The organism is Erythrobacter sp. S227 (assembly GCF_057364925.1).
Window position 1 is genome coordinate 2,511,484 of sequence record NZ_CP200280.1, and the last position, 23,009, is coordinate 2,534,492.

The 23,009-nt window shown below is 57.8% G+C and carries 20 protein-coding genes and 1 tRNA gene; 7 read left to right on the forward strand and 14 right to left on the reverse strand.

Annotation, left to right across the window (positions count from 1 at the left end; translation table 11 throughout):
* Positions 1–29 precede the first annotated feature (29 nt).
* Together AC0V6Q_RS11920 and AC0V6Q_RS11925 are read left to right on the forward strand one after the other, a co-directional pair.
* Positions 30–3,770: an efflux RND transporter permease subunit gene (locus AC0V6Q_RS11920; protein ID WP_486168595.1), complete on the forward strand. Its 3,741-nt coding sequence runs from the start codon at positions 30–32 to the stop codon at positions 3,768–3,770.
* An 89-nt stretch (positions 3,771–3,859) separates the two neighbouring features.
* Complete coding sequence (locus tag AC0V6Q_RS11925; protein WP_486168596.1) at positions 3,860–5,152, forward strand: DUF445 domain-containing protein; 1,293 nt, start codon at positions 3,860–3,862, stop codon at positions 5,150–5,152.
* A 36-nt stretch (positions 5,153–5,188) separates the two neighbouring features.
* Here the strand turns inward: AC0V6Q_RS11925 and AC0V6Q_RS11930 are convergent, their stop codons facing one another.
* The 3 genes from AC0V6Q_RS11930 to AC0V6Q_RS11940 all read right to left on the reverse strand — a co-directional run bounded on the left by AC0V6Q_RS11930 (position 5,189) and on the right by AC0V6Q_RS11940 (position 7,876).
* Entirely contained in the window at positions 5,189–6,100 is a 912-nt protein-coding gene (locus AC0V6Q_RS11930) for an energy transducer TonB (protein WP_486168597.1), read from the reverse strand.
* Between the two features lie 66 nt (positions 6,101–6,166).
* Positions 6,167–7,096 (reverse strand): electron transfer flavoprotein subunit alpha/FixB family protein, encoded by a 930-nt coding sequence (locus AC0V6Q_RS11935; RefSeq protein ID WP_486168598.1) that lies wholly within the window; start codon positions 7,094–7,096, stop codon positions 6,167–6,169.
* Between the two features lie 33 nt (positions 7,097–7,129).
* Positions 7,130–7,876, reverse strand: a complete 747-nt coding sequence (locus AC0V6Q_RS11940; protein ID WP_486168599.1) for an electron transfer flavoprotein subunit beta/FixA family protein — start codon at positions 7,874–7,876, stop codon at positions 7,130–7,132.
* Between the two features lie 201 nt (positions 7,877–8,077).
* Here AC0V6Q_RS11940 and AC0V6Q_RS11945 point away from each other — a divergent pair, with 201 nt between their 5' ends.
* A complete protein-coding gene (locus AC0V6Q_RS11945; RefSeq protein ID WP_486168600.1) occupies positions 8,078–8,980 on the forward strand; it encodes a DUF6265 family protein in 903 nt (300 codons plus the stop codon).
* A gap of 66 nt (positions 8,981–9,046) precedes the next feature.
* Here the strand turns inward: AC0V6Q_RS11945 and sucC are convergent, their stop codons facing one another.
* Positions 9,047–10,261 (reverse strand): ADP-forming succinate--CoA ligase subunit beta, encoded by a 1,215-nt coding sequence (gene sucC, locus AC0V6Q_RS11950; protein ID WP_486168601.1) that lies wholly within the window; start codon positions 10,259–10,261, stop codon positions 9,047–9,049.
* A 142-nt stretch (positions 10,262–10,403) separates the two neighbouring features.
* Between sucC and AC0V6Q_RS11955 the strand changes: the two genes are divergently transcribed.
* Positions 10,404–11,189, forward strand: a complete 786-nt coding sequence (locus tag AC0V6Q_RS11955) for a 3'(2'),5'-bisphosphate nucleotidase CysQ (RefSeq protein WP_486168602.1) — start codon at positions 10,404–10,406, stop codon at positions 11,187–11,189.
* Positions 11,190–11,228: 39 nt separating this feature from the next.
* On the opposite strand, the gene AC0V6Q_RS11960 is transcribed toward AC0V6Q_RS11955, so the two are convergent.
* Entirely contained in the window at positions 11,229–11,924 is a 696-nt protein-coding gene (locus AC0V6Q_RS11960; protein WP_486168603.1) for a YiaD family glycine zipper/OmpA-like lipoprotein, read from the reverse strand.
* 208 nt (positions 11,925–12,132) lie between these two features.
* On the opposite strand from AC0V6Q_RS11960, the gene AC0V6Q_RS11965 reads away from it, so the two are divergent.
* Positions 12,133–13,437, forward strand: a complete 1,305-nt coding sequence (locus tag AC0V6Q_RS11965; RefSeq protein WP_486168604.1) for a hemolysin family protein — start codon at positions 12,133–12,135, stop codon at positions 13,435–13,437.
* 59 nt (positions 13,438–13,496) lie between these two features.
* Here the strand turns inward: AC0V6Q_RS11965 and AC0V6Q_RS11970 are convergent, their stop codons facing one another.
* The 9 genes from AC0V6Q_RS11970 to AC0V6Q_RS12010 form a co-directional block, all read right to left on the reverse strand.
* Positions 13,497–13,907, reverse strand: coding sequence for a DUF3035 domain-containing protein (locus AC0V6Q_RS11970; protein WP_486168605.1), 411 nt, complete (start codon positions 13,905–13,907; stop codon positions 13,497–13,499).
* Positions 13,907–14,437 carry a signal peptidase II gene (gene lspA, locus AC0V6Q_RS11975; protein ID WP_486168606.1) on the reverse strand — a complete coding sequence of 177 codons (531 nt, stop codon included), beginning with the start codon at positions 14,435–14,437 and terminating at the stop codon, positions 13,907–13,909. The genes AC0V6Q_RS11970 and lspA overlap by 1 nt, the downstream gene beginning before the upstream one ends.
* Positions 14,430–17,480 carry an isoleucine--tRNA ligase gene (locus tag AC0V6Q_RS11980; RefSeq protein WP_486168607.1) on the reverse strand — a complete coding sequence of 1,017 codons (3,051 nt, stop codon included), beginning with the start codon at positions 17,478–17,480 and terminating at the stop codon, positions 14,430–14,432. Before AC0V6Q_RS11980 ends, lspA begins: the two co-directional genes overlap by 8 nt.
* Positions 17,477–18,412, reverse strand: a complete 936-nt coding sequence (locus AC0V6Q_RS11985; RefSeq protein WP_486168608.1) for a bifunctional riboflavin kinase/FAD synthetase — start codon at positions 18,410–18,412, stop codon at positions 17,477–17,479. Before AC0V6Q_RS11985 ends, AC0V6Q_RS11980 begins: the two co-directional genes overlap by 4 nt.
* On the reverse strand, positions 18,412–18,921 hold the full coding sequence (locus AC0V6Q_RS11990; protein WP_486168609.1) for a dihydrofolate reductase: 510 nt from the start codon (positions 18,919–18,921) through the stop codon (positions 18,412–18,414). Before AC0V6Q_RS11990 ends, AC0V6Q_RS11985 begins: the two co-directional genes overlap by 1 nt.
* 6 nt (positions 18,922–18,927) lie before the next feature.
* A complete protein-coding gene (locus tag AC0V6Q_RS11995; RefSeq protein WP_486168610.1) occupies positions 18,928–19,998 on the reverse strand; it encodes a 5-(carboxyamino)imidazole ribonucleotide synthase in 1,071 nt (356 codons plus the stop codon).
* A 90-nt stretch (positions 19,999–20,088) separates the two neighbouring features.
* Positions 20,089–20,568: a 5-(carboxyamino)imidazole ribonucleotide mutase gene (purE, locus tag AC0V6Q_RS12000; protein WP_486168611.1), complete on the reverse strand. Its 480-nt coding sequence runs from the start codon at positions 20,566–20,568 to the stop codon at positions 20,089–20,091.
* Positions 20,568–21,254: a 2,3-diphosphoglycerate-dependent phosphoglycerate mutase gene (gene gpmA / locus AC0V6Q_RS12005; protein ID WP_486168612.1), complete on the reverse strand. Its 687-nt coding sequence runs from the start codon at positions 21,252–21,254 to the stop codon at positions 20,568–20,570. Before gpmA ends, purE begins: the two co-directional genes overlap by 1 nt.
* A gap of 44 nt (positions 21,255–21,298) precedes the next feature.
* Positions 21,299–21,445 (reverse strand): hypothetical protein, encoded by a 147-nt coding sequence (locus tag AC0V6Q_RS12010; protein WP_486168613.1) that lies wholly within the window; start codon positions 21,443–21,445, stop codon positions 21,299–21,301.
* Between the two features lie 117 nt (positions 21,446–21,562).
* Here AC0V6Q_RS12010 and AC0V6Q_RS12015 point away from each other — a divergent pair.
* Positions 21,563–21,637 (forward strand) — tRNA-Thr (locus tag AC0V6Q_RS12015).
* Positions 21,638–21,844: 207 nt separating this feature from the next.
* A complete protein-coding gene (locus tag AC0V6Q_RS12020; RefSeq protein ID WP_486168614.1) occupies positions 21,845–22,984 on the forward strand; it encodes an acyl-CoA dehydrogenase family protein in 1,140 nt (379 codons plus the stop codon).
* The last annotated feature ends 25 nt before the right edge of the window (positions 22,985–23,009 follow it).

The window sequence follows — 23,009 nt, forward strand, 5'->3', positions numbered from 1 at the left end:
CAATTTAGGCGAAGGCAGACAGGAAACCCATGAACTTTCGCAATCTCTCGGCCTGGTCGATCCGTAACCCCGTGATCCCTCTCGTCATGTTCACAGCTCTGCTGTTTGCAGGCATGGTGAGTTTCACTCAAATGGACATCACCAACAACCCGGATATCGAGTTTCCGGCGGTGACGGTTGGCATTTCGCAGCCCGGTGCTGCGCCGAGCGAGATTGAGAACCAGATCACCCAGCAGGTCGAGAGCGCAGTTCGCTCGATCAACGGGGTGAAGCAGATTTCCTCGACGGCAAGCGAGGGCTTCTCCAACACATTTGTCGAGTTTGAAATCGGTACCGATCCCAATGTGGTGGTCTCCGAGGTCAAGAACGCGGTTGACCGGATCAGGGGCAGCCTTCCCGACGGTATACAGGAGCCTCGGGTCAACAAGGTCGAGGCCGCAGGCGGTTTCCTTGGTATTTACGCGGTGCAAGCTAATGACATGACCATCGAGCAGCTGAGCTGGTTCATTGACGACACGGTCACCAAACAGCTTCTCGATATCAGCGGCATGGCCGAAGCGGGCCGGTTCGGCGGCGTTGATCGCGCGATCGAGGTCGTCCTCGATCCTGCCAAGATGCAGGCCTTTGGCGTGACCGCCGGGCAGATCAACAACGTGCTGCGTCAAACCAATGTGAATGCGGCCGGCGGCCTTGCAGAGGTTGGCGGAACACGCCAGTCCCTGCGCGTACTTGGCAACAATGAAACGGCCTTCGAACTGTCTCAACGCCAGCTTCAGCTGGGCAATGGACGCACGGTCCGTCTTGCCGATGTCGCAACGGTACGGGACGGTTATTCAGAGCGCACATCCATCAGCGAGGTCGGCGATAGGGAAGTTGTGAACTTCTTCATGAGCCGGGCAAAGGGCGCGTCCGATGTCACGGTTTACGAGAACGCCAAAGAAACCATTGCCCAGATTGAGGCTGCCAACCCTGACCTCAAATTCATTGAGCTGTTCAACACGGTCAAATATACGAAAAGCCAATATGCCAGCTCCATGCAGGCCCTGATCGAGGGCGCGGTGCTTGCGGTTGTCGTGGTTTTCCTGTTCTTGCGCGATTGGCGGGCAACTTTCATTAGCGCGGTCGCTATCCCGCTGTCTGCTATCCCGACATTCTTCTTTATGGACTTGCTCGGTTTCAACCTGAACTTCTTGTCCTTGCTCGCGCTTGGCCTTGTGGCAGGTGTCCTGGTCGATGACGCAATCGTGGAGATCGAAAACATAGTCAGACACATGCGGATGGGCAAAACCGCCTATCAGGCAAGTATCGATGCAGCCGACGAAATCGGCCTTCCGGTGGTTGCGACCAGTTTTTGTATTGTGGCGGTCTTCCTGCCGGTTGGACTGATGCCCGGTATTTCGGGGCAATTCTTCCAGAACTTTGGCCTGACCGTTGTGGTCGCGGTGCTTATGTCGCTGGCGGTTGCGCGCATGATCACGCCTTTGATGGCGGCCTATTTCCTCTCTGCCAAAGGCCACGCCGACCACGGCGGCGGCAAGTGGATGGAACGCTATTTGCGCGTCCTCGAATGGACGCTTGATAGCAGCACGATGCACCAGATTCGCGATGGCATCGATGGGCCGCGTTCGCGCTGGCTCTACATCGTCGCCTTGTTGCTTGTATCGGTGCTCCTGCTGGCGGTTCCGGCGCTTGTGGTCTTCACCTTGTGGGGGCTGGTCGGCGAAGTGAACCTGCACGGCCAGGTCGCTGCTTTGTTCACAGCTGACGAATACGGGATTGTTTACAAGAGCATTTCCAAGATGTTCGAGCTCGCGCAATTGCTGACCGTCACATTTGTCGCTGGCGTTGCCACCTGGCTCGCGCTCAAATGTGTTGAGGGTCTGACCACCTTGCTGCAGTCGGCGCACGCACTTGCAACGATTGGCAGAATGTTGCTTGGCGGAATCTCCGTTCTCGTCTTCGCCGCCTTGGGTTTTGCCGTTGTCGGCGGGATCGCTCAGCTGTTGGTCAGCGCCGCATTTGGCGAAATCGACACGACAACAATCAACGCGCCAATCATGCTCGTGGGCCTTGCCGGGATCGTAGGAGCCATTGGCGGGGGATACCTTGGTATCAGGACCATCATCAGGTTGGCGTCACAACCAGACAATGTGCGCTATCTCACTGCGCGATTCCGTGACCACCGTGTTTGGATGCTGGGCACTGGTTGGATGTCGCTTCTGGTCACCGTTGTTCTGCTGGGCACGGTCCCGGGCCAATTCCAGCCCGACATCGACGATTCCAACAGTGAAATCGCCATTGAGATGGTGCCTGGCACCACGCTTGAAGGCACAAAACGCGTGGTCGACCAAGTCACAGACCTTCTGATGCAAGAGCAGGAAGTCGAGCTCACACTCGAGCGTATTCGTACCGGCGAAGCGACCATTTACGTGACCCTCAAAGAGGATCGCGAGCGCTCGTCCATCGTCTTCCAGCGCGAGATGGCGCCGATCCTTAACACCGTGGCCGATGCGCGCGTTCGCTTTGTTGCTGAAAGCTTCGGCGGTGCAGGCTCTGGCCGAGATATGACTGTCATGCTCGCAGGCTCTGATCCAGTCCTCTTGAACGAGACAGCAACCCAGCTTGTCGAAGAGATGAAGGGGCTCGACAGCCTTGTCGCACCGCGTATTGGCGCTGACCTTCGCCGGCCCGAGATTATCATTACTCCCAATGAGCAACTGGCAGCCGAGCTGGGCGTATCCACCATTGCTTTGAGCCAAGCGATCCGTATCGCCACCCTTGGCGAGATTGAACAGAATGCGGCGAAATTCTCGCTGTCTGATCGCCAGATTCCGATCAATGTGAAGCTTGGTGAAGACGCTCGCGGGAAGATGACCACGATCGAGAATTTGCCAGTGCAAACCAATACCGGTGGAACGGTTCCCCTTTCGCGGGTGGCAGCCATCGAGTTTGGTTCCGGCCCGACCACAATTCAACGGTACAACCAGAACCGGCGTGTGTTCATCGGTGCTGACCTTGCAAGCGGCGTTCTGAGGGGCAATGCGCAGGCTGAAATCGACGCGCTTCCAACGCTTCAAAACCTGCCGCAAGGCGTGATCCGCGACGCCGTGGGTCAGGACGAAATCCAGCAGGAGTTGATGGGCAACCTTGCTGTTGCGATTGTCTCTGGTGTTCTTCTCGTGTTTGCCTGCCTTGTGCTTCTTTATAAGCGCCTCATGAGCCCGCTCGTGAATATGACTTCGCTGGCGCTTGCACCGCTTGGCGGGATCTTCTTGATCTGGCTCGTTGGAATGCCTCAGTCGATGCCGGTCTATATCGGCATGTTGCTCTTGCTTGGCATTGTCTCCAAGAACTCGATCCTCCTGATCGACTTTGCGATCGAGGAGATGGAGCGGGGTACCGACAAGCTTACTGCGATCATGGAAGCGGGCCACAAACGTGCGCAACCTATCGTTATGACCACCGTGGCTATGACGGCGGGCATGGTGCCTGTATCCATTTCGCTGACCGGTGATGGCGCCTGGCGTCAGCCGATGGGTATCGTGGTGATTGGCGGATTGATGCTGTCGACGCTGCTTACGCTTCTGATCGTACCTGCCGGCTTCAGTCTCGCTGACGGGGTCGAGAAGCGTGTTGGTCCTTGGCTGCGCAAGAGCTTCCTTACCTATAAGCCGGGCGATGATGGACAGCCCGTGCTCGAGGCACCCGTTCCAGCCCCCGCTCAGACGAAGCCGCAAATCCCGCCTCCGGGAGCAGAGCCTGCCGAGTAAACAGCTCCTTTCGCCTCAGTTCGAGCGTCGGTCGTTGCCGACCTTTGATCTTTTCAAAGGCTGCGAGCTTGGGCACAGAGCATGGGTCTATGGCTGAAACGCAAAGCTCCATCCCATTGAAGTTTGGCGGAGAACCGCTGACCCCCGACCGTGCGCGGAGAATGCGCTGGACGGCAACGGGCCTGTTGTTTGCCATGGGTGTCCTGTTCTTCACCACTCACGGCCTTGTGCCCGCGCACCCGGCGTGGGGATATGTCAATGCCTTTGCCGAAGCGGCCATGGTGGGCGGTCTTGCCGACTGGTTTGCGGTGACAGCGCTTTTCCGCCATCCGCTCGGCCTTCCTATCCCGCACACGGCGATCATCCCGTCCAACAAGGACCGGATCGCCGATACAATGGCGCAATTCCTTCAGGAAAACTTCCTGACGCCTGCTGTGGTCGCAAGGCGCATGTCAGGCATGAATGTCGCACGCGCCATCGGCGATTTTCTCGCCGTCGGCCCGGAGGATGATGGTGCGGACAACCGTTCGCGCATAACGGGCGGCGCGGCGGAATTGCTCGCCGAAGTGCTCGAATCGCTCGACCCGGATCGCCTTGGCAATCAGGTTCGCGCAGGGCTTGGCAGGCAGCTCAGCAAAATCGACGTTTCCCCGCTCGCCGGGCGGATGCTTGAAAACACCATGGCCGATCAGCGCCACTTGCCGCTGATCAATGGCTTTGTGCGTTGGGCAGGCCTGACCCTTGAAGACAATGAAGAGACGGTGCGAACGATCATCCATGACCGGGTGAACGGGGTCTTGCGCTGGGCGGGCCTCGACAAGACGATTTCATCCAACGTTCTGGATGGCCTGTACAAATTGCTCGCCGAAGTGCTGGTTGATCCAGAGCACCCTATTCGCGGCAAGATTGAAGAGGGCTTGCAGAAGCTTGCGACCGACCTGCAAAACGATCCCGAAACCCGTGCCCGTGTGGAGGACATGAAGAGCGATCTTCTCGAGAACCCGGCGGTCGCGGAATGGTGGATGGGCGTGTGGGAGCGTATTCGCCAGTCCCTTATCCGCAGAGCGCGCGATCCAGATAGCCAATTGGGCAATGATATGCGCGTGGGCCTGTCTGACCTTGGTGAGGCGCTCAAACAGGATGAACGGCTGCAAACCCAGATCAACCGTTTCGCGCGCCGTACAGCGGTGGGCATTGCCACGCGTTATGGCGGCGAGATCGTGACGCTTGTGTCAGAAACGGTGAAGCGTTGGGATGCGACCACGATTACGGGGCGTATCGAGAGCGCCGTTGGCCGTGATCTTCAATTCATCCGCGTCAACGGCACCATTGTCGGCGGCCTTGTGGGCATGACGCTACACTTTATCGTGAGCTTTTTGTGAGAGACTGTCCGTTTCCGGTGAGTGGCGTCGCCCCAATTAAGGCAAGCTGTAAGTGACTTCGGTCCGATAGAAGGAGTCCATCGGGTTTCCTTCAGCATCTAGGGCCGGGTTAAAGCGCGAACGTCGCATCCCTCTGCAAGCAGCCGACTGAAGCTCACTGGACGCGGTTGCATTTTCAACCACACAATTGGTGTCTGATCCAGCCTTTGAAACGGTAACACGCAATTCAACCACGCCGGACTCGCCACGGCGAATCGCCCCAATTGGATAGCTACCAAGTACCCCCTTGGCTACGCGCTCTTCATTCAACAATTCTGGCCAACGCTGTGCCGTCAGATGCGCAGCCGAATCCAGACCCCAGCTTTCGATCAATCCGTGTGTGCACTGATTGAGAAGCGTGAAGGCATCTCCAAGCGAACCAATCTTCAGCCGAACGATCTGCTCGCCTTGATCCACTTGAAAAAATTCGGTGGCTTTGGCTGCTTCGATATCAAGCCGTCGCAAGGAGGGGGAGCCGTGAGTTTCCGAAATGCTCGGTGGTTCCGTTGTGGCTTTTGTAATCGTTGCGCTAAGGCCGAGCTTCCTGAAAACCAGAGCTTTTCCGTAGGAGCCAAGCGCACCAGCGTAGGGCTCGCCTTCAAACGGCTCCTGTTTGGAATTGAAACTGGTCAAGATCGGACTGCCACGGTCAAAATGGCCGACCGAGGATCCAGCTAAAGTCAGGAGAAAGCTATCTCCCGGACCAAATTGGTCAAATATAATGATGTGTTTGTCGTCTTCTTCCCCGAAGAGGTGCGCGAGTTGGCATCGCGTATCGCCAAAATCCATGGACCACGGGGATTGAGGCTCAAGCACAACTGGTTCAGCCAGCGCTGGTGAAGGCAGCCCGACGCCAAGTGTTCCAAGTATTGCAGCTGATGCCCCGGCCATTGCCAAATTGAAACGCATAAAAAACCTCCGAAGCGCGAAGATAGCGCTCCGGAGATCCCTGTAAACAGTCGATTTATTCAGAGCTTAAAGCGCTCCGGTCATTTCCGGTACTGCGTTAAACAAGTCGGCAACAAGGCCGATGTCAGCAACTTGGAAGATCGGTGCGTCTTCGTCTTTGTTGATCGCGATGATGACTTTGGAGTCTTTCATACCGGCAAGGTGCTGAATCGCGCCCGAGATGCCGATTGCAATGTAAACTTCCGGAGCCACGATCTTGCCGGTCTGGCCAACCTGATAGTCGTTGGGCACGTAACCTGCGTCAACCGCTGCACGTGACGCGCCGATGGCTGCGCCCAGCTTGTCTGCAAGCGGGTTGATGATCTGTTCGAAGGTTTCACCGTCTTTAAGAGCGCGGCCACCAGAAACGATGACCTTGGCAGCGGTCAGTTCCGGACGCTCGCTCTTGGCGACTTCGCGGCTTACGAAGGTGGAGAGACCAGCATCGCCTGCACCGCTTACGTCTTCGACAGAAGCCGAGCCGCCTTCGGTTGCTGCCTTTTCAAAGGCCGTGCCGCGAACGGTGATGACGAGTTTGGCGTCAGAGCTTTCGACGGTCGCAATGGCGTTGCCTGCGTAAATCGGGCGGGTGAAGGTTTTTGGACCCTCAACCGAAAGAATGTCCGAGATTTGCATAACGTCGAGCATGGCAGCCACACGCGGGGCGATGTTCTTGCCCGAGGTTGTCGCAGGGGCGAGCAGCGCGTCGTAGTCAGCCATCAGGCCAGCCACGAGCGGTGCGACGTTTTCAGCGAGACCTTCGCCGTAAGCTGCATCGTCCGCTTTAAGCACTTTTGAAACGCCAGCGATTTTTGCTGCCGCGTCAGCTGCGCCGCCGCAGTTGGAGCCCGCGACCAGAGCGGTCACATCGCCGAGTTTAGCCGCAGCGGTGACCACTGCGAGCGTTGCATCATTGACCGATGCGTTGTCGTGTTCGACCAGAACCAGAGTGTTCATGAGTGTCTGTCCTTTTCCTTTGTGCCGGGCCGCTTACGCGATCCCCAGCTCCTTGATCTTGGCGACGAGAGCGGCAACGTCCTCGACCTTTTCACCAGCCTGGCGAACGGGTGGCTCGGCCACGTTGGTGGTTTTGAGGCGCGGTGCGATGTCGACGCCGAAGTCCGCAGGGGTCTTGGTGTCGAGCTGCTTCTTCTTCGCCTTCATAATGTTGGGAAGCGAAGCGTAGCGCGGCTCGTTCAAACGAAGGTCGGTGGTGACAATCGCTGGCATGGTGAGCTTGACCGTTTCAAGGCCGCCGTCGATCTCGCGCTTCACAACAACGCTGTCGCCGTCGACTTCGACGGTGTTGGCAAAGGTGCCCTGCGGGCGGTTCATCAAAGCGGCGAGCATTTGGCCGGTTTGGTTCGAATCGTCAGAGATCGATTGCTTGCCGAGCAGCACCAGACCGGGCGCTTCTTCGTCAGCAATCGCCTTAAGGATCTTGGCAACGGCAAGAGGCTCAACCTCTTCGTCCGTTTCAACAAGGATCGCGCGGTCAGCGCCCATGGCGAGCGCCGTACGCAGCGTTTCCTGGGCCTTTGCCGGTCCGATGGAGACCGCGATGATCTCTTCTGCCTTGCCCGCTTCCTTGATGCGGATCGCTTCTTCGACAGCGATCTCGTCAAAGGGGTTCATGCTCATTTTGACGTTCGCAAGATCAACGCCTGTGCCGTCGGCTTTCACCCGCGGTTTGACGTTGTAGTCGATCACCCGTTTGACGGGGACGAGGATTTTCATGGCGGTTCCTTTCCCATTGGCGCGCGCCTCGGACAACACCGGACGCGCGTGAAACTGTGTGGCAGCGCCCTAGCTCGCGTTTACGTAAACGTCAAGTCAGGTTCGCCTTTGTTCGGGCCACTGAATGCGGTCCTCAGCCTCTCCTGCCTTGCCAAGTTCGCGTGCCGTCGTCCATCATCTTTCGTGCAAGGGAGGTTTGTTATGTTTCAATTGATCCGCGGTTTCACGCTGAGCTCGTTGGCGACGCTGTGCCTTTGCGCATTTCCAGCTTCGCTGAGCGCGCAGGAAACACGGCAGGCTGAACCTGACGCAGAGCCTGCGAAGGCGACCCTGGCTGATATGGATTGGCTGGTGGGGCAATGGGTGGGTAACGGTATTGGCGGAGCGCCTGCGATGGAAAGCTGGCTTCCTCCAACGGGTCAAACAATGGTGGGAACCTTCGTTCAGGAGACGGATGAAGGCGGGATCATGTTCACCGAGCACCTCTACCTGATGCAAGAGGAAGGCTCACTGGCGTTGCGCCTCAAACACTTCAACGCTGATCTGACAGGGTGGGAAGAGAAGGATGGCATGCTCACCTTCCGCCTTGTCGCTATGGAGCCATGCGCGGCCTATTTCAGCGGGCTCACCCTGCGATGTGCGGATAGCGCGCAACCGGGTGAAGGCCTGGTTGCGGCGGTGCGGATGCAATCGGGCTCGGAGCTGCTATTCGAGTTTCGCGCCCTTAAAACGCCCGGCATGCCTTCATATGAATGCGATGGGACAACACACGAGATCAATCAGTGCCTTGCGGCCATCCGAAACAAGGCCGAGGAGCGTGAGCAATTGTATTTCGAAACAGCCTTAGGCAAGGCGGGCGGAGCGGAAGACGATACCGACCTGCAGAAACTGATGCGTGAAGCTCAGGCCGCAGCTCTCGAACATCGCGTGCAGGAGTGCGGCGCGGTTTACGAGCAGTGGAAAGAAGGCTCCATCCGCAATGCGATGAGCCTGCGCTGCTCTATCCGACTTATTGACGAGCGGACGCATACGATCTGGCGCAATTGGTTGACCTATCAGGATTCGAGCGAGCCAATCTTGCCCGAACCTGGCCAGAGCAAATGAGACAAGAAAAAGGCCGCGTCAGATCAAACTGACGCGGCCTTTTCTAACTGAATTGAGGTGGGCGTGTTACGCCGCCTTCTTCACCTCTGCGACGATCTTCTTGGCCGCATCGCCAAGGTCGTCCGCAGGCACAATCGCAAGACCGGAATTGGCGAGGATTTCCTTGCCTGCTTCCACATTGGTGCCCTCAAGGCGCACGACCAGCGGAACCTGAAGGTTCACGTCTTTCGCGGCCTGAACAACGCCATTGGCGATGATGTCGCATTTCATGATGCCGCCAAAGATGTTGACGAGAATGCCTTCGACCGCCGGGTCCTTGAGAATGATCTTGAACGCCGCAGTGACCTTTTCGGTCGTCGCGCCGCCGCCTACGTCGAGGAAGTTGGCCGGGAATGCGCCATTCAATTTGATGATATCCATAGTCGCCATCGCAAGGCCTGCGCCGTTGACCATGCAGCCGATGTTTCCATCAAGCTTGATGTAGGCAAGGTCATATTCTGACGCTTCGACTTCAGCAGGATCTTCCTCCGTCTCATCGCGCATCGCCTCGATTGCAGGGTGGCGATAAAGGGCGTTGGAATCAAAGCTCATCTTGGTGTCGAGCACCAGCAGCGAGGCATTGCCGTCCGCGTCAGGCTTTGTCTCAACCAGAGGGTTGATCTCCAGCATGTCGCAATCACTTGCTGTGAACGCGTCGTAGAGTTGCTTGGCGAGCTTCTGGCACTGCTTGTTCAGGTCACCCGAAAGGCCGAGCGCAAAAGCGACCGAGCGCGCGTGGTGCGGCATAAAGCCTTGAGCAGGGTCAATTGTGATCGTTGTGATCTTCTCAGGCGTTTCATGGGCGACATCTTCGATATCCATCCCGCCTTCGGTCGATGCCACCATGGCAACGCGGCCCGTCGCACGGTCCACCAACATGGCGAGGTAATATTCGCTTTCGATATCCACGCCGTCTGTGACGTAGAGGCGGTTGACCTGCTTGCCTTCAGCACCGGTCTGGATTGTCACCAGAGTGTTGCCGAGCATTTCTTTGGCGTGAGATTCGACTTCATCGAGAGAGAAGGCGAGGCGAACGCCGCCTTTTGCATCTTCGGGAAGCTCTTTGAACTTGCCCTTGCCCCGGCCGCCTGCGTGAATTTGCGCTTTCACGACATAGAGCGGTCCGGGAAGCTTCTTTGCGCCTTCGACGGCTTCTTCGACTGTCAGTGCAGCGTGGCCAGCAGGAATGGCGATCCCGTGTTCCTTGAGCAGTTCCTTGGCCTGATATTCATGGACGTTCATGAGAGGATGATCCCTTTGGTGTTGATCCCGTAACAAAAGCTACTTTGATAAAAGCTGTTTGCCGGTGCCCTAAGCACGGATTGCGCCCCTTGAAAAGTGTCCAAAGGTCGCACACGAGGGTTGGGCTAAGGAAATTCGCTCCATGATTGATCAAAACCACTTTCAAGAGATCGTCCGCGAGGCCGGCCGCATGGCCCATGGGCGCTGGCCGGGTGCCGGGCATACTCTTGATTCGTGGGAGAAAACGCCCGGCGATCCGGTAAGCGAAGCCGATCTTGCCGTTGATAAATTCCTGCGCCGCGAACTTGGTCGGCTTTTGCCCGCCGCTGCCTGGCTTTCCGAAGAGTCAACCGATGATGCGATCCGCGTCGGGCAAGACCTGATCTGGCTGGTCGATCCGATTGACGGAACCCGCGATTTTGTTCGCGGGCGTGACGGCTGGGCTGTGTCTGTGGCTCTCGTGAGTGCAGGAAAACCTCTTATCGGCATGCTCAGCGCGCCTGCGCGCGGCGAAGAGTGGTTTTCAGTTGCAGGGCGCGGTGCCACTTTGAATGGTAAGCCATTGATTGCGAGCAGTCGCCACGAATTCTCTGGCGCGCGGGTTCCGGTTGATCAGCTGCCGAGCGCCGATTCGGATCTGGTCATTGTCGAGAAGCCCAATTCAATTGCTCTGAGGATTGCGATGGTTGCCAATGACAAGGCTGACCTTGTTGCAACCCTTCGATGGGGATTTGAATGGGACATTGGTGCGGCAGCCCTCATCGCTCGCGAGGCCGGAGCGCGCGTTACCGATGCTTTTGGAAAGCCGCTTGCTTACAACAAGCGTGATCCGCGCGATTTTGGGGTGCTGGTGAGTGCGCCTGCGATACACAGCGATGCTGTTGCCCGGATTGCCGAGCGGGCCGAGGCACTCAAACTGAACAAATAGGGTGTTCGAGGGCCGCGCTGGTGCACGGCCCTCGATGTATTATTGTGCGCGTGCCTGCTCGACCTGATCCTGGCTGATCGGGATAATCTTGATTTCGACTCGGCGATTGAGCGGTTCATCCACGCCGTCGGCTGTCTTTACGCGGAGGAAATCGTAGCTTTCGCCATAGCCGCGTGTTGCAAACCGGCTGCGGGCAACGCCGCGTGCTGCAAGATAAGTCGCCACAGACTCGGCGCGCTGTTCCGACAAACGCTGGTTCAGGGCGTCGGACCCTGTCGTGTCGGTAAAGCCATACACGTCAATCAGACTGTTGGGGTATTGTACCATGCTGTTCGCGATAGCGTCGAGCGAGCTGTAAAAGCCCGGATTGATATCGGCAGAGCCGCGCGCGAAGGTAACGCCGTCGGGAAGGCGCACAAGAATGGCGTCTTGGTCACCGACTTCTTCAACGTCGACGCCAGTGCCCTCGAGCTCTTCGTCAAGTTCGCGGATTTGATCGTCGAACTGCTTGCCGATTACAGCGCCGGCCGAACCACCGATCCCTGCACCGATAATCCTTGCGGTATCACCGCCGATAACGCCGCCCAAAACCGTGCCCAGAATGCCGCCAGCAACCGCGCCAATCCCGGTGCGTGACACTTTTTGTTCGCCGGTGTTGGGGTCGGTCACACAGGCGCTTGTGCCAAGCAAGGCAACCGCTGCTGTGCTCGAAAGCAAAATGCGTGAAATAGTCATATCATCCTCCCGTCGTGATGTATTCTCGGACACTATACGCCTAAGCTTCTTGAGCGCCAGTCGCACGTTTCGGGAATTTACATCGTTGATCGCAATACAGTCTCTCCTTGACCCTCATTGACTTGCGACAGGCTGAACAGCTGCGCGCACACACGACAGGTGATGTGAAGGACTGGCAAGCCTTGAGAATTGTGCTAGCGCTACAGGCGTGACACCTTTTCCCTGGACCGAACTCTTCATCATCTTTGGGCTGATTTTGCTCAATGGCGTTTTCGCCATGTCCGAGCTTGCAATCGTCTCTGCCAAGACCCGCCGCCTTCAAACAAAGGCGGAAGAGGGCTCTGCTGGTGCACGTATTGCCTTGGGGTTGGCAGCGGACCCGGGGAAGTTCCTGTCCACGGTTCAGATCGGCATCACCCTGATCGCCATCATCACCGGTGCCTATTCAGGGGCAAGCCTTGAGGCACCTGTAGGCGAGCGCCTGGCCCTCTTGGGCGTGCCAGAGGATATGTCGGGCGAAGTTGCCTTTGTGACCGTGATCGCCCTCACGACATATCTCAGCGTGGTTGTGGGCGAGCTTGTGCCAAAGCAATTGGCCTTGCGCGCAGCGGTTCAGATTGCGGTTGTTATGGCGCGTCCGATGGCGATGCTTGCAACGATTGCTGCGCCGCTTGTCTGGCTTCTCGATAGTTCGTCTGCCGGGATTATTCGCCTCTTCGGCGTTCGTTCCAAGGGCGCGTCGTCTGTCACCGCAGAAGAGCTTCAGATGATATTTGCCGATGCGACCCGTTCGGGTGTGATCGAGCATGACCAGCACCAAATCCTGACAGGCGTTGTGCGTTTGGCAGAGCGCCCCGTGCGCGAGCTGATGACCCCGCGTACCGAGCTTGATTGGCTGGATGCCGATGCCGACATCTCGGCAATACGTCAGGGAATAGAGGACAGCCCGCATTCGCTTCTGCCGGTGGCCGAGGGTTCGCCTGACAGTATTCTTGGCGTGGTAAAAGTGCGCGAGCTTTTGGCCGCAATGGTCGCAGGCGACCCCGTCAACGTGCGCGATATGATGCACAAGGCCGAAGTTGTGCCCGATCAGTTGGACGCCATGGACGCTCTGCGCGTGCTGCAGTCAGCGGAAATTGCGATGGCGCTGGTGCATGATGAATACGGGCATTTCGAAGGCGTTGTGACCCCGGTTGATCTGCTGACCGCGATTGCCGGCACCTTTGTGAGCGACCAGGACGAAGGTGACACGCCGGAGATTGTCGAATGCTCTGATGGTTCGATGCTGATTTCGGGCACGTTGTCCGCCAATGGCCTGTCGGACCGATTGGGGCTGACCTATGGCGAGGACCGCGAATTCGGGACGGCGGCTGGCTATGTGCTCTACGTGCTCAAACGTCTACCTGCGGCCGGTGACCAGTTCACTGACCAAGGCTGGGAGTTTACCATCACCGAGATGGACAACCGCCGGATCGACAAGATCCTGGTACGCAAAAGCGAGGACGCCGAGTAGTCAGTCACCCGACGCTTTGAGGCGTCGCAAGGGCGATCACCTGCTCGCAATAAGGCAAATCAGCTAGGAATCACCGTGCTGGCGTTCTGGCCGTCGCCTTCTGGCGCTGCGATAATGTCGCGGGTCACGCGGCCTTTGGCGACGGTGTTGGTGTCCTCATCGCCGATTTGTGAGCGAATGCTGGGAGCGGCCGCACCTGCGCGGTCAAGCGCGCTAGTTTCGATCTCGCTACGAGGAGCCGGACCGCCGAACAATGCATCGAGTGCTTGCTCTTGAGCGGTGCCTTCTGCTGCGCGCGGTGCACCCGGAGCAGGAGGAGAAAGTGTGAAGTCTGGCGGAATCACCAGCGGCGCCTGACGCTGCACTGCAAATTCATCAGGGCGATCACGGTTGAAAATCCCGCTGCCCCCGCAAGCGGCGAGCATCGCGCTGCCGGACACAAGAAGAATGGCGGTCTTTACGTTACGCATCAGGAATTCTCCGCTTGAGGCTCTTGCGCCTCCGTTTCGTCATCCTTTTCGCGCACAAACAGGCTGCGCGCAAGGATGATCACAACGCCAATGGTGATAGCCGCATCGGCGATATTGAAAATAAGAAAGGGTCGAAAGGTGCCGATATGAAGGTCGGCATAGTCGATGACATAGCCAAATACATAACGATCATAGATATTACCAATTGCCCCACCAAGGATAAGCGAGAGGCCAAGGATATCGCCGAGGATCTTTTCACGCATCATCCAGACCAGCACGACCAGACCGATAAGCGCGGTCATGCCAACCAGAAGCCAGCGCATCTCCATATTGGTCGCCTGAAGCATGCCCAGGGAAATCCCGCGATTTTCTACATAGGTAAGATCGAAGAACGGGACGAGCTCGATATTGCGCACATTGCGCAGGTTCAGCGGGCCCACGACATACCACTTCACGAGTTGGTCCATCGCAGCGATGAACACTGCAAAGCCCAGTCCGATCAGTCGGTTGCGGGTGAAAGGGTTACTCACCAACCACCTCCGCACAGCGTCCACACAGTTCGCCGTCTTCCACAACATCGGGAAGAAGGCGCCAGCAACGGCCGCATTTGTTGTCGGATGATTTGGTCACAGTCACGTCGTCGCCCTCACTAGAGCGTGTGACTGTCCCCGTGATGAACAATTCGGCGAGCTGCTCGTCGGTGACGCCCGCTGGCACAGCCGCTGCGGGCACGGTGACGGTCGCTTCATTGCTGGAGCGGATCACTTTTTCACGGCGCAGCGGCTCAATCGCCTCATTCACACGTTCACGCAGAGCACGAAGCGCGTCCCATTTGGCCCGGTCGGCTGGCACTTGTGGTACGCTTGGCCATTCGAGGAGGTGAACGCTCCCCTCAGCATCGCCGTCTTCGGGATATCGAGTTTGCCAGACTTCTTCGGCGGTAAAGACCAATACCGGCGCGGCATAGCGGACCAGCGCGTGGAACAAGAGGTCTAGAACCGTGCGATAGGCATTGCGGGTCGTGCTGTCATCGCCATCGCAATAAAGCGTATCCTTGCGGATATCGAAGAAGAAAGCGCTGAGGTCTTCATTGCAGAAGTCCACCAAAAGGCGCGTGTAGGTGTTGAAGTCGTATTCGGTCGCCGCTTGTCTGAGCTTGCCGTCCAGCTCGCTCAGAAGCGAGAGAACATAGAGCTCCAGCTCCGGAATCTCGCCGCCATCACCCATATCGCCGACAAATCCGTCAAGCGCGCCCAACAGATAGCGGAAGGTGTTGCGAAGACGCCGATATTGATCGCCCACACCTTTAAGGATTTCATCGCCGATCCGGTGATCTTCGGTGAAATCGACGCTGAGCGCCCACATGCGGATGATATCCGCGCCGGTTTGCTCCATGATCTTCAATGGGTCGATCGTGTTGCCGAGCGACTTCGACATCTTTTTACCCTTGGCATCCATGGTGAAGCCGTGGGTCAGCACCTGATCGTATGGCGCGCGGCCCCGCGTCGCGCAGCTTTGCAGAAGCGAAGACTGGAACCAGCCGCGGTGTTGGTCGGACCCTTCGAGATAGAGGTTGGCGGGCCATGTGAGATCGGGCCAGCGCCCCGATTCCAGTACGAAGGCATGTGTACAGCCCGAATCGAACCAGACATCGAGGATGTCTTTGACCATCTCGAATTCTTCCGGATTGTGATCTGATCCTAGAAACTCTGCTTTGCGAGCCTCATCCCAGGCATCGACGCCTTCTTCGGCAATCGCGGCGACAACGCGTGCGTTGACTTCGGGGTCTTGCAGATAGGTACCGTCGGGCCGGACGAACAACGTGATCGGCACACCCCATGCGCGTTGGCGAGAGAGCACCCAATCGGGCCGCCCTTCGACCATTGAGCCGAGGCGGTTTTCGCCTTTGGGCGGGATGAATTCCACCCGGTCAATCTCGGACATGGCGCGGGTTCTGAGCGTGTCGCTTTCACCTGATTGCGCCAGAGAACCGCCTGCTGCGGCCTCGATATCCTCGAGGCTCGCAGAATGCAGCGATGAAGGGGCACCTTTGCCGCCAAGTTCTTTATCCATCGGCACAAACCATTGCGGCGTGCAGCGATAGATCACCTTGGCTTTAGAGCGCCATGAGTGCGGGTAGGAGTGCGCGTAATCGGCCGACGCGCTGAGCAGCGCGCCGACTTCGCGAAGGTCCGAGCAGATCGGGCCTTCGGGCGAGTTGAAGGGCTTGTTGATGACCGAACGACGGCGTTCTTTGCCGTCACCGTCCTTGTCATCCGCGCCCAGCCACGGCCAATCGTCGCGGTAACGACCATCGTCCATCACTGCGAAGACGGGGTTTAGGCCGTTCGCTTTGCACAGGTCGAAGTCGTCCTCGCCGTGGTCGGGCGACATATGGACAAGGCCGGTTCCTGAACCGGTGGTCACAAAATCGCCTTCGAGGAAAGGGCGTGGCGTTTCGTAGAACCCGCCGAGATGGTGCATCGGGTGGCGGGCTTTGGTGCCCGCTAGCTCGGAGCCTTTGAAGCTGGGCCACGGGTCGTCTGACGTCACGCCAGCGATGGGCACTTCGTCGAGCACGACCGCAGCAATTTTAGCCTGTTCGAATCCGGGCACAGAGATTGCCTCAACATGTTCCTGCAACCGGCTTGCGAATTCGCCCTTCAAGTCCCGCGCGACCAGCAGCTTCGCGCCGTCGTAAGGGAAAACCTGCTTCATTGCCGAATGAAATTCTTCGACTTCTCCGACATCGTCGGTCGCCCAGATTTCAACTCTGCACAGTGAGTAATCAACATCCGCCCCATAGGCCAAAGCCTGGTTTGCCGGGATCGTCCAAGGCGTCGTTGTCCAGATCACTGCGTGAGCGCCGACGAGCTCCTCAATCGGGCTCTCGGTGATCTCGAACGCCACATCAATCTGCGGGCTGTCGGTCAGGTCCTCATACTCAACCTCGGCCTCTGCCAAAGCGGTCTTCTCAACCGGCGACCACATGATCGGCTTTGACCCGCGGTAGAGATTGCCGCTTTCCGCAAACTTGCAAAGCTCAGCAACAATCGTCGCCTCGGCCTGAAAATCCATAGTGAGGTAGGGATTGTCCCAATCGCCCATAATGCCAAGGCGCTTCAACTGCTCACGCTGGGTGTCGACCCACTTTTGAGCGTAAGCGCGGCATTCGGCGCGGAATTCCTTGGCCGGAACCTCGTCCTTGTTCTTCTTTTTCTTGCGATATTGCTCTTCGACCTTCCACTCGATCGGGAGGCCGTGGCAATCCCAGCCGGGCACATAGGGCGCGTCTTTGCCCATCAGGTTCTGCGTGCGGCAGACCATGTCCTTGAGGATATGGTTCAGCGCATGGCCGATATGCATATCGCCATTGGCGTAAGGCGGGCCATCGTGGAGGATGAACTTCTCGCGCCCCTGCCGCGCCTCGCGAAGTTTCCCGTACAGATCAATCTCTCGCCAGCGCGCCTCAATGCCCGGTTCCTTCTGCGGAAGGCCGGCTTTCATCGGGAAGGGCGTCTTCGGCAGGAAGACAGTGTCCTTATAGTCGCGTTTTGTGCTGTCGTCTGTCATTGTGGGAGCGCGCTTAATAGGCGGCGGGCCTCGGCGCAATCCTTCTCCATCTGTGCCATCAAATCATCGAGACTGTCGAACTTTGCCTCACCGCGCAGGAAATGGTGGAATGCGACCTCGATTTCCTGACCGTAGAGATCTCCGGAAAAGTCGAAGAAATAGGGTTCGAGCAGCTCTTTGGGCGGCTCAAACTGCGGGCGAATCCCGATATTGGCCGCGCCTTTGAGCGTCTCGCCGGTCGAGAGGATCGTTCCTGTCACCGCATAGACCCCGTATTTGGGGCGAAGATAAGTGTCGATGGCAAGGTTCGCGGTTGGGTATCCGAGTTTGCGCCCGTTCTTGTCGCCGTGCTCGACGATCCCCCGGATCGCAAAAGGCCGGGTGAGGAGCGAGGCTGCAAGCTGAGGATCGCCATTACGCAAGGCATCGCGGATGCGGCTGGAGGAGATGACCCCCTCTTCCTCTACGGCCTCGACCACGCGCGATTTGAGTCCGTGCCCCCCGCCAAAACCTTGAAGCAGCTCGACATTGCCGAGCGCTTTTTTGCCGAAGCTGAAATCGCCGCCAGTGACCACGCCGTGCGCGCCAAAGCGTTTGATCAGGATTTCGGTGATGAAATCTTCCGCGCTGGTCCCGGAAAGCTCTGCATCAAAGTGGAAGACCAGCATCGCTGTGGCCCCTGCCTCGAGGTAGAGTTCCTGCCGCTGCTCCAGAGTGGTGAGCCGGAAGGGCGGCACATCGGGGCGGAAAAAGCGGACTGGATGCGGGTCGAATGTGGCGATGATGGAAGGGCGGCCCTCCTCTTGCGCCCAGCGAATCGCTTCGCCAGCGACCGCTTGGTGTCCTTTATGAAAGCCATCGAAATTGCCCAGCGCAATGATCGCACCGCGCAGCGCCTCGGTCACGTCTTCACGGTGATCGAGCCAGCGCATCAGGCCTCACCTTCAGCGCGGGCGTAAGTGACGAAGGAGAAGGCGGGCTTTTCGCCCTCGGCTGGGTGGTCTTCGCGCGCCACTTCGACCCATTCAGGCCCCAATGGCTTCATAAAGACGTCGCCCTCGAAATCCGCGTGAATCTCGGTGACTTCGATGCGCGCGGCCAATGGGCGAAACACATCATAAATTGCCGAGCCACCGACCACGGCGATTTCGCCAGTGTCATTGTCGCTGCGTGCTGCATCAAGTGCTTCGTCAACCGAGTGCACGACCTCTGCGCCCTCGCTTCCCCAATCGTCATGCCGGGTGAGTACAATGTGCCGACGACCGGGAAGAAGGCCGGGCAAGCTTTCAAAGGTCTTGCGCCCCATCACCATGGGCTTGCCCATGGTCATCGCTTTGAAGCGCTTGAAGTCTTTGGGAATGTGCCAAGGCAGGCGGTTCTCAAATCCGATCGTGCCATTGGCCGCGCGAGCGTAAATCAGGAAAATTTCGTGAGATGACATGAGGCTTCAGGCGACCTTGTTCGAAACCCGCGTTACGTGACCCATCTTGCGGCCATCGCGCGCTTCTTTCTTGCCATACAGGTGCAGGTGCGGCTCACCCTCTTCGGCGAGGATTTGGTGGGCAGTAAGAGCGTCCTCGCCAACGATATTGCGCATCTCGATCTGGACGAAACGCGTCTCGGTCCCGCCCAAGGGAAGGCCTGCGACCGCGCGGATATGGTTTTCAAACTGGCTGGTGGCAGCGCCTTCGATGGTCCAGTGGCCAGAATTGTGCACCCGCGGGGCCATTTCGTTGAAGATGGGGCCCTGTTTGGTGGCGAAGAATTCAAGCGTGAGCACACCCACATAGGCAAGCGCATCGGCGGTTTGACGGGCAATATCTCGCGCCTTTTCGACCTGCGCCTCGATTAACTCGCCTGCAGGCAAGGCTGAACGAACCAGCATCCCGCCGTCGTGTTTGTTGTCAGTCGAATCCCAGAACCGCACTGTGCCGTTTTTTGCTCGCACGAGGATAACCGAAAACTCGGTTTCAAAATCCACGAGCCCTTCGTAAATACATGTTCTGCCCGGAAAGCGGATGCCTTCTGCTTCATGCGCCGAGCCAATGCGCCATTGCCCTTTGCCATCATAGCCATCGCGCGCTGTTTTGAGGATGCCGGGTGCGCCCACATGGTCGGCCGCTCTTTTCAGATCGTCCTCGTTGTCGACCCGCATGTAAGGTGCGCAGGTCGCGCCAAGCTCTTCGACAAACTGCTTTTCATTGAGGCGATCTTGCGCGACTTCGAGCGCGCGCTTGCCCGGCACGACGCGCTCCGCTGGCAGGGCATCGAGAGCAGACAAAGGCACGTTCTCGAATTCCCAAGTGATCACATCGCACTTGGAGGCAAATGCCGCGAGCGCAGCCTTGTCGCCCCAACCGTTTTCAAAGTGATCAACGCACACATCAGCCGCGACATTATCACCCGGAGGCGCAAAGCAAATCGCGCGGTATCCCAATTGCGATGCGGCTTGGGCAAGCATACGCCCCAATTGGCCGCCGCCAAGAATGCCGATTGTCGATCCCGGTTTAAGAGCCAAAATTCCCTACCCCAATTGCCTTGGCCCTTCTGGGCAAGAGCTTATTCTTGTGCCGGTGTTCCTTATGGAATGGCCAGCGTTTCCACAAGATCAGTCAACAGGCACTTCGCCTACATCACCGGTACGAGCCGCGCGCCAATCTTGCAGGCGCTCTGACAGGTCCTCGTCGTTCAGCGCAAGGATTGCAGCTGCCATAAGCGCTGCGTTCTTCGCGCCCGCATCGCCAATCGCGAGCGTCCCCACCGGAATGCCGGCCGGCATTTGCACGATAGAAAGGAGGCTATCCATGCCCGATAATGCCCTGGACTGCACTGGCACGCCCAGAACGGGCAGATGGGTCATCGCCGCAATCATACCGGGCAAGTGGGCAGCGCCCCCGGCGCCTGCAATAATCACATCAAAGCCTTCACCCTCTGCACCTTTCGCAAATGCGCTCATCCGGTCAGGTGTGCGGTGAGCAGAAACAATGCGCGCTTCATGCTCAACCTCAAGCTCGTCGAGGACTTCGCTCGCCAGCTTCATGGTTGGCCAGTCGGATTGACTGCCCATTACGATTGCGACTTTTCCCATCAGGAATCCTTCAGATAGTACCGTTCGCCAGGCACCATATTGTCGTCAAAATCATAGATGATCGGCTGGCCCGTTGGGATTTCGAGCCCCGTGATATCCTCATCCGAAATCTGCGACAGGTGTTTGACCAGTGCACGCAAGCTGTTGCCGTGGGCCGAGATTATCACCGTTTCACCGCTGGCAAGCACGGGGAGAATATCGCTTTCCCAATACGGAAGCACGCGCTCAATCGTGAGCTTCAGGCTCTCGGTGTTGGGAACATCGATCCCGTCATAGCGGGGGTCTGCACCCGGATCATATTCGCTGCCCGGCTCCATCGGCGGGGGAGGCGTATCAAAGCTTCGGCGCCAGATGTGAACCTGCTCGTCCCCATGCTTCTCGCGCGTTTCTTGCTTGTTAAGGCCCGTCAGCCCGCCATAGTGGCGCTCGTTCAAACGCCAGTCTTTGGTCACAGGAAGCCACAAGCGCCCTGCTTCTTCCAAAGCGAGGTTCAGCGTCTTGATCGCGCGGGTCTGGAGCGATGTGAAGCAGGCCGTTGGCAAAACGCCCTTTTCCTTCATCAGCGTGCCTGCCGCCTTCGCTTCGGCTACGCCTTTCTCTGTGAGATCAACATCCCACCAACCGGTGAAGCGGTTTTCAAGGTTCCACTGGCTTTGACCGTGGCGAACGAGAATGAGTTTTGGCATTTTTGCTCCGGCTGACGTTGGCCCAAAAAACTGAAGCCCCGGCGTTAGCTATCCGCTTGGCGATTGGGAAGGTCTTCCTCTTGCGAATCCCGCATTTCCCGGGTTTGCGCCTTTCTGCGGCGCAGGTTTTCGCGCAATTTCGCCGCCAATCGCTCCTCGCGGGACATTTTGTCAGATTTGTCTTCACTCATCTCTAACGCTCTGCCTGTAGTGACGCTTTTGCTCAAGAGGCTAGCGGCGGTTAGCAGAATCCCTGCAAAGCCATCTTGACATTCGCGCAGCCTACGACAATAGGCGCGCCTCGGTTGGCTGCTGTAGCTCAGTGGTAGAGCGCACCCTTGGTAAGGGTGAGGCCGAGAGTTCAATTCTCTCCAGCAGCACCATTTCTTGAATTCCGCGAAATTTTTGGCCCTTGCCTGCGAACTTTTCGGGTTCGCATCCGGTTTGGCATGGGCTGACGTCTCTTGCGACGTTCGCGCCGTACCTACCAAATTGAACCCTTTGCAGATCGACGGGTTGAATATACGAAGCGCTCAAACAATCGCTCAAGAGGTGCCGCTATCAATTTCGAACTTCCTGAAGAGTATCAGATGCTCGAAGACCTTGTGCAAAGATTCGTGCGTGATGAGTTGATGCCATTGGAAACAGGCGTGTTGGAGCGCGATGCCAAGGGGCAGGGCGGCTACATTACGCCCGAAGAAAAAGCGCATCTCGATACCGTTTCCAAAGATATGGGCCTTTGGGCTCTGGATGCCCCCGAGGATGTGGGCGGCATGGGCTTGCCGCATGTGGCTCTTGTTGGTGTCAATATCGCCATGGGCAGTACGGTTGCGAAATACAATCTGCCGCCTGATAGCCCGAACCTCAAGATGCTTGCTGGCTATTGTGATGAGCGACAGCGCGCCGAATATCTGGTGCCCCACGTCGAGCAAGGCACGTTGTCGGCGATCGGGATTTCGGAACCGGGCGCGGGCGCCGATCCATCGGGGATGAGCACCAAGGCGGTGCTCGAAGGCGACAAGTGGATCATCAACGGGCGCAAGATCTGGATCACCTCTGCCAAAGAGGCTGATTTCACGATCCTGCTCGCGCGCACCGATCCAGAGGCCAAGGGGTCTTCTGGCATGTCCTGCTTTCTTGTTGACCGCGATGCGCCCGGGTTCAATGTGGTGAAACAAGTGCCGATGCTGGGCGGCGAATACACCTATGAAATCGCTCTCGAAGATTGCGAGGTCGAGGATTGGAAGCTGCTCGGATCGGAAGGCGATGGCTTTGCGCCGATGCAATTGCGGCTTGGCACAAGGCGGATGCAAATGGCGGCCTGGTGCATTGGTGCTGCGGAACGTGCGCTTTCGATCATGACCGAACACGCACCCCAGCGCGTGACCTTTGGCCAACCTCTCTCTTCGCGCCAAGCGGTGCAATGGTGGGTGGCAGATGCGAAGATGAAAATCCACGCAGCGCGCCTGATGGCCTATGATTGCGCATGGAAATTGGACGAAGGGCGCGATGTGCGCTCTGAAATTTCCATGATCAAAGTCTATTGCAGCGAGATGGCTCAGGAAGTCATCGACAACGCCATGCAATGCCTTGGCGGGATGGGCGTGACCAAGGAAATGCCGCTCCATGTTTTGGCAGGGCGTGTCCGCAATATGCGCATTTATGATGGGCCTTCAGAGGTCCACCGAATGGTGATTGCGCGCAACTCCATGGATGTGCCGCGGCGATAGGCGCACATTATCGGCATCACGGCGA

What these genes read in the sequence shown, in the direction of transcription:
- AC0V6Q_RS11920 (WP_486168595.1), top strand. Translation starts at nt 30, where the DNA reads ATGAACTTTCGCAATCTCTCGGCCTGGTCGATCCGTAACCCCGTGATC.
- AC0V6Q_RS11925 (WP_486168596.1), top strand. Translation starts at nt 3,860, where the DNA reads ATGGCTGAAACGCAAAGCTCCATCCCATTGAAGTTTGGCGGAGAACCG.
- AC0V6Q_RS11930 (WP_486168597.1), bottom strand. Translation starts at nt 6,100, where the DNA reads ATGCGTTTCAATTTGGCAATGGCCGGGGCATCAGCTGCAATACTTGGA.
- AC0V6Q_RS11935 (WP_486168598.1), bottom strand. Translation starts at nt 7,096, where the DNA reads ATGAACACTCTGGTTCTGGTCGAACACGACAACGCATCGGTCAATGAT.
- AC0V6Q_RS11940 (WP_486168599.1), bottom strand. Translation starts at nt 7,876, where the DNA reads ATGAAAATCCTCGTCCCCGTCAAACGGGTGATCGACTACAACGTCAAA.
- AC0V6Q_RS11945 (WP_486168600.1), top strand. Translation starts at nt 8,078, where the DNA reads ATGTTTCAATTGATCCGCGGTTTCACGCTGAGCTCGTTGGCGACGCTG.
- sucC (WP_486168601.1), bottom strand. Translation starts at nt 10,261, where the DNA reads ATGAACGTCCATGAATATCAGGCCAAGGAACTGCTCAAGGAACACGGG.
- AC0V6Q_RS11955 (WP_486168602.1), top strand. Translation starts at nt 10,404, where the DNA reads ATGATTGATCAAAACCACTTTCAAGAGATCGTCCGCGAGGCCGGCCGC.
- AC0V6Q_RS11960 (WP_486168603.1), bottom strand. Translation starts at nt 11,924, where the DNA reads ATGACTATTTCACGCATTTTGCTTTCGAGCACAGCAGCGGTTGCCTTG.
- AC0V6Q_RS11970 (WP_486168605.1), bottom strand. Translation starts at nt 13,907, where the DNA reads ATGCGTAACGTAAAGACCGCCATTCTTCTTGTGTCCGGCAGCGCGATG.
- AC0V6Q_RS11980 (WP_486168607.1), bottom strand. Translation starts at nt 17,480, where the DNA reads ATGACAGACGACAGCACAAAACGCGACTATAAGGACACTGTCTTCCTG.
- AC0V6Q_RS11985 (WP_486168608.1), bottom strand. Translation starts at nt 18,412, where the DNA reads ATGCGCTGGCTCGATCACCGTGAAGACGTGACCGAGGCGCTGCGCGGT.
- AC0V6Q_RS11990 (WP_486168609.1), bottom strand. Translation starts at nt 18,921, where the DNA reads ATGTCATCTCACGAAATTTTCCTGATTTACGCTCGCGCGGCCAATGGC.
- purE (WP_486168611.1), bottom strand. Translation starts at nt 20,568, where the DNA reads ATGGGAAAAGTCGCAATCGTAATGGGCAGTCAATCCGACTGGCCAACC.
- gpmA (WP_486168612.1), bottom strand. Translation starts at nt 21,254, where the DNA reads ATGCCAAAACTCATTCTCGTTCGCCACGGTCAAAGCCAGTGGAACCTT.
- AC0V6Q_RS12010 (WP_486168613.1), bottom strand. Translation starts at nt 21,445, where the DNA reads ATGAGTGAAGACAAATCTGACAAAATGTCCCGCGAGGAGCGATTGGCG.
- AC0V6Q_RS12020 (WP_486168614.1), top strand. Translation starts at nt 21,845, where the DNA reads ATGCTCGAAGACCTTGTGCAAAGATTCGTGCGTGATGAGTTGATGCCA.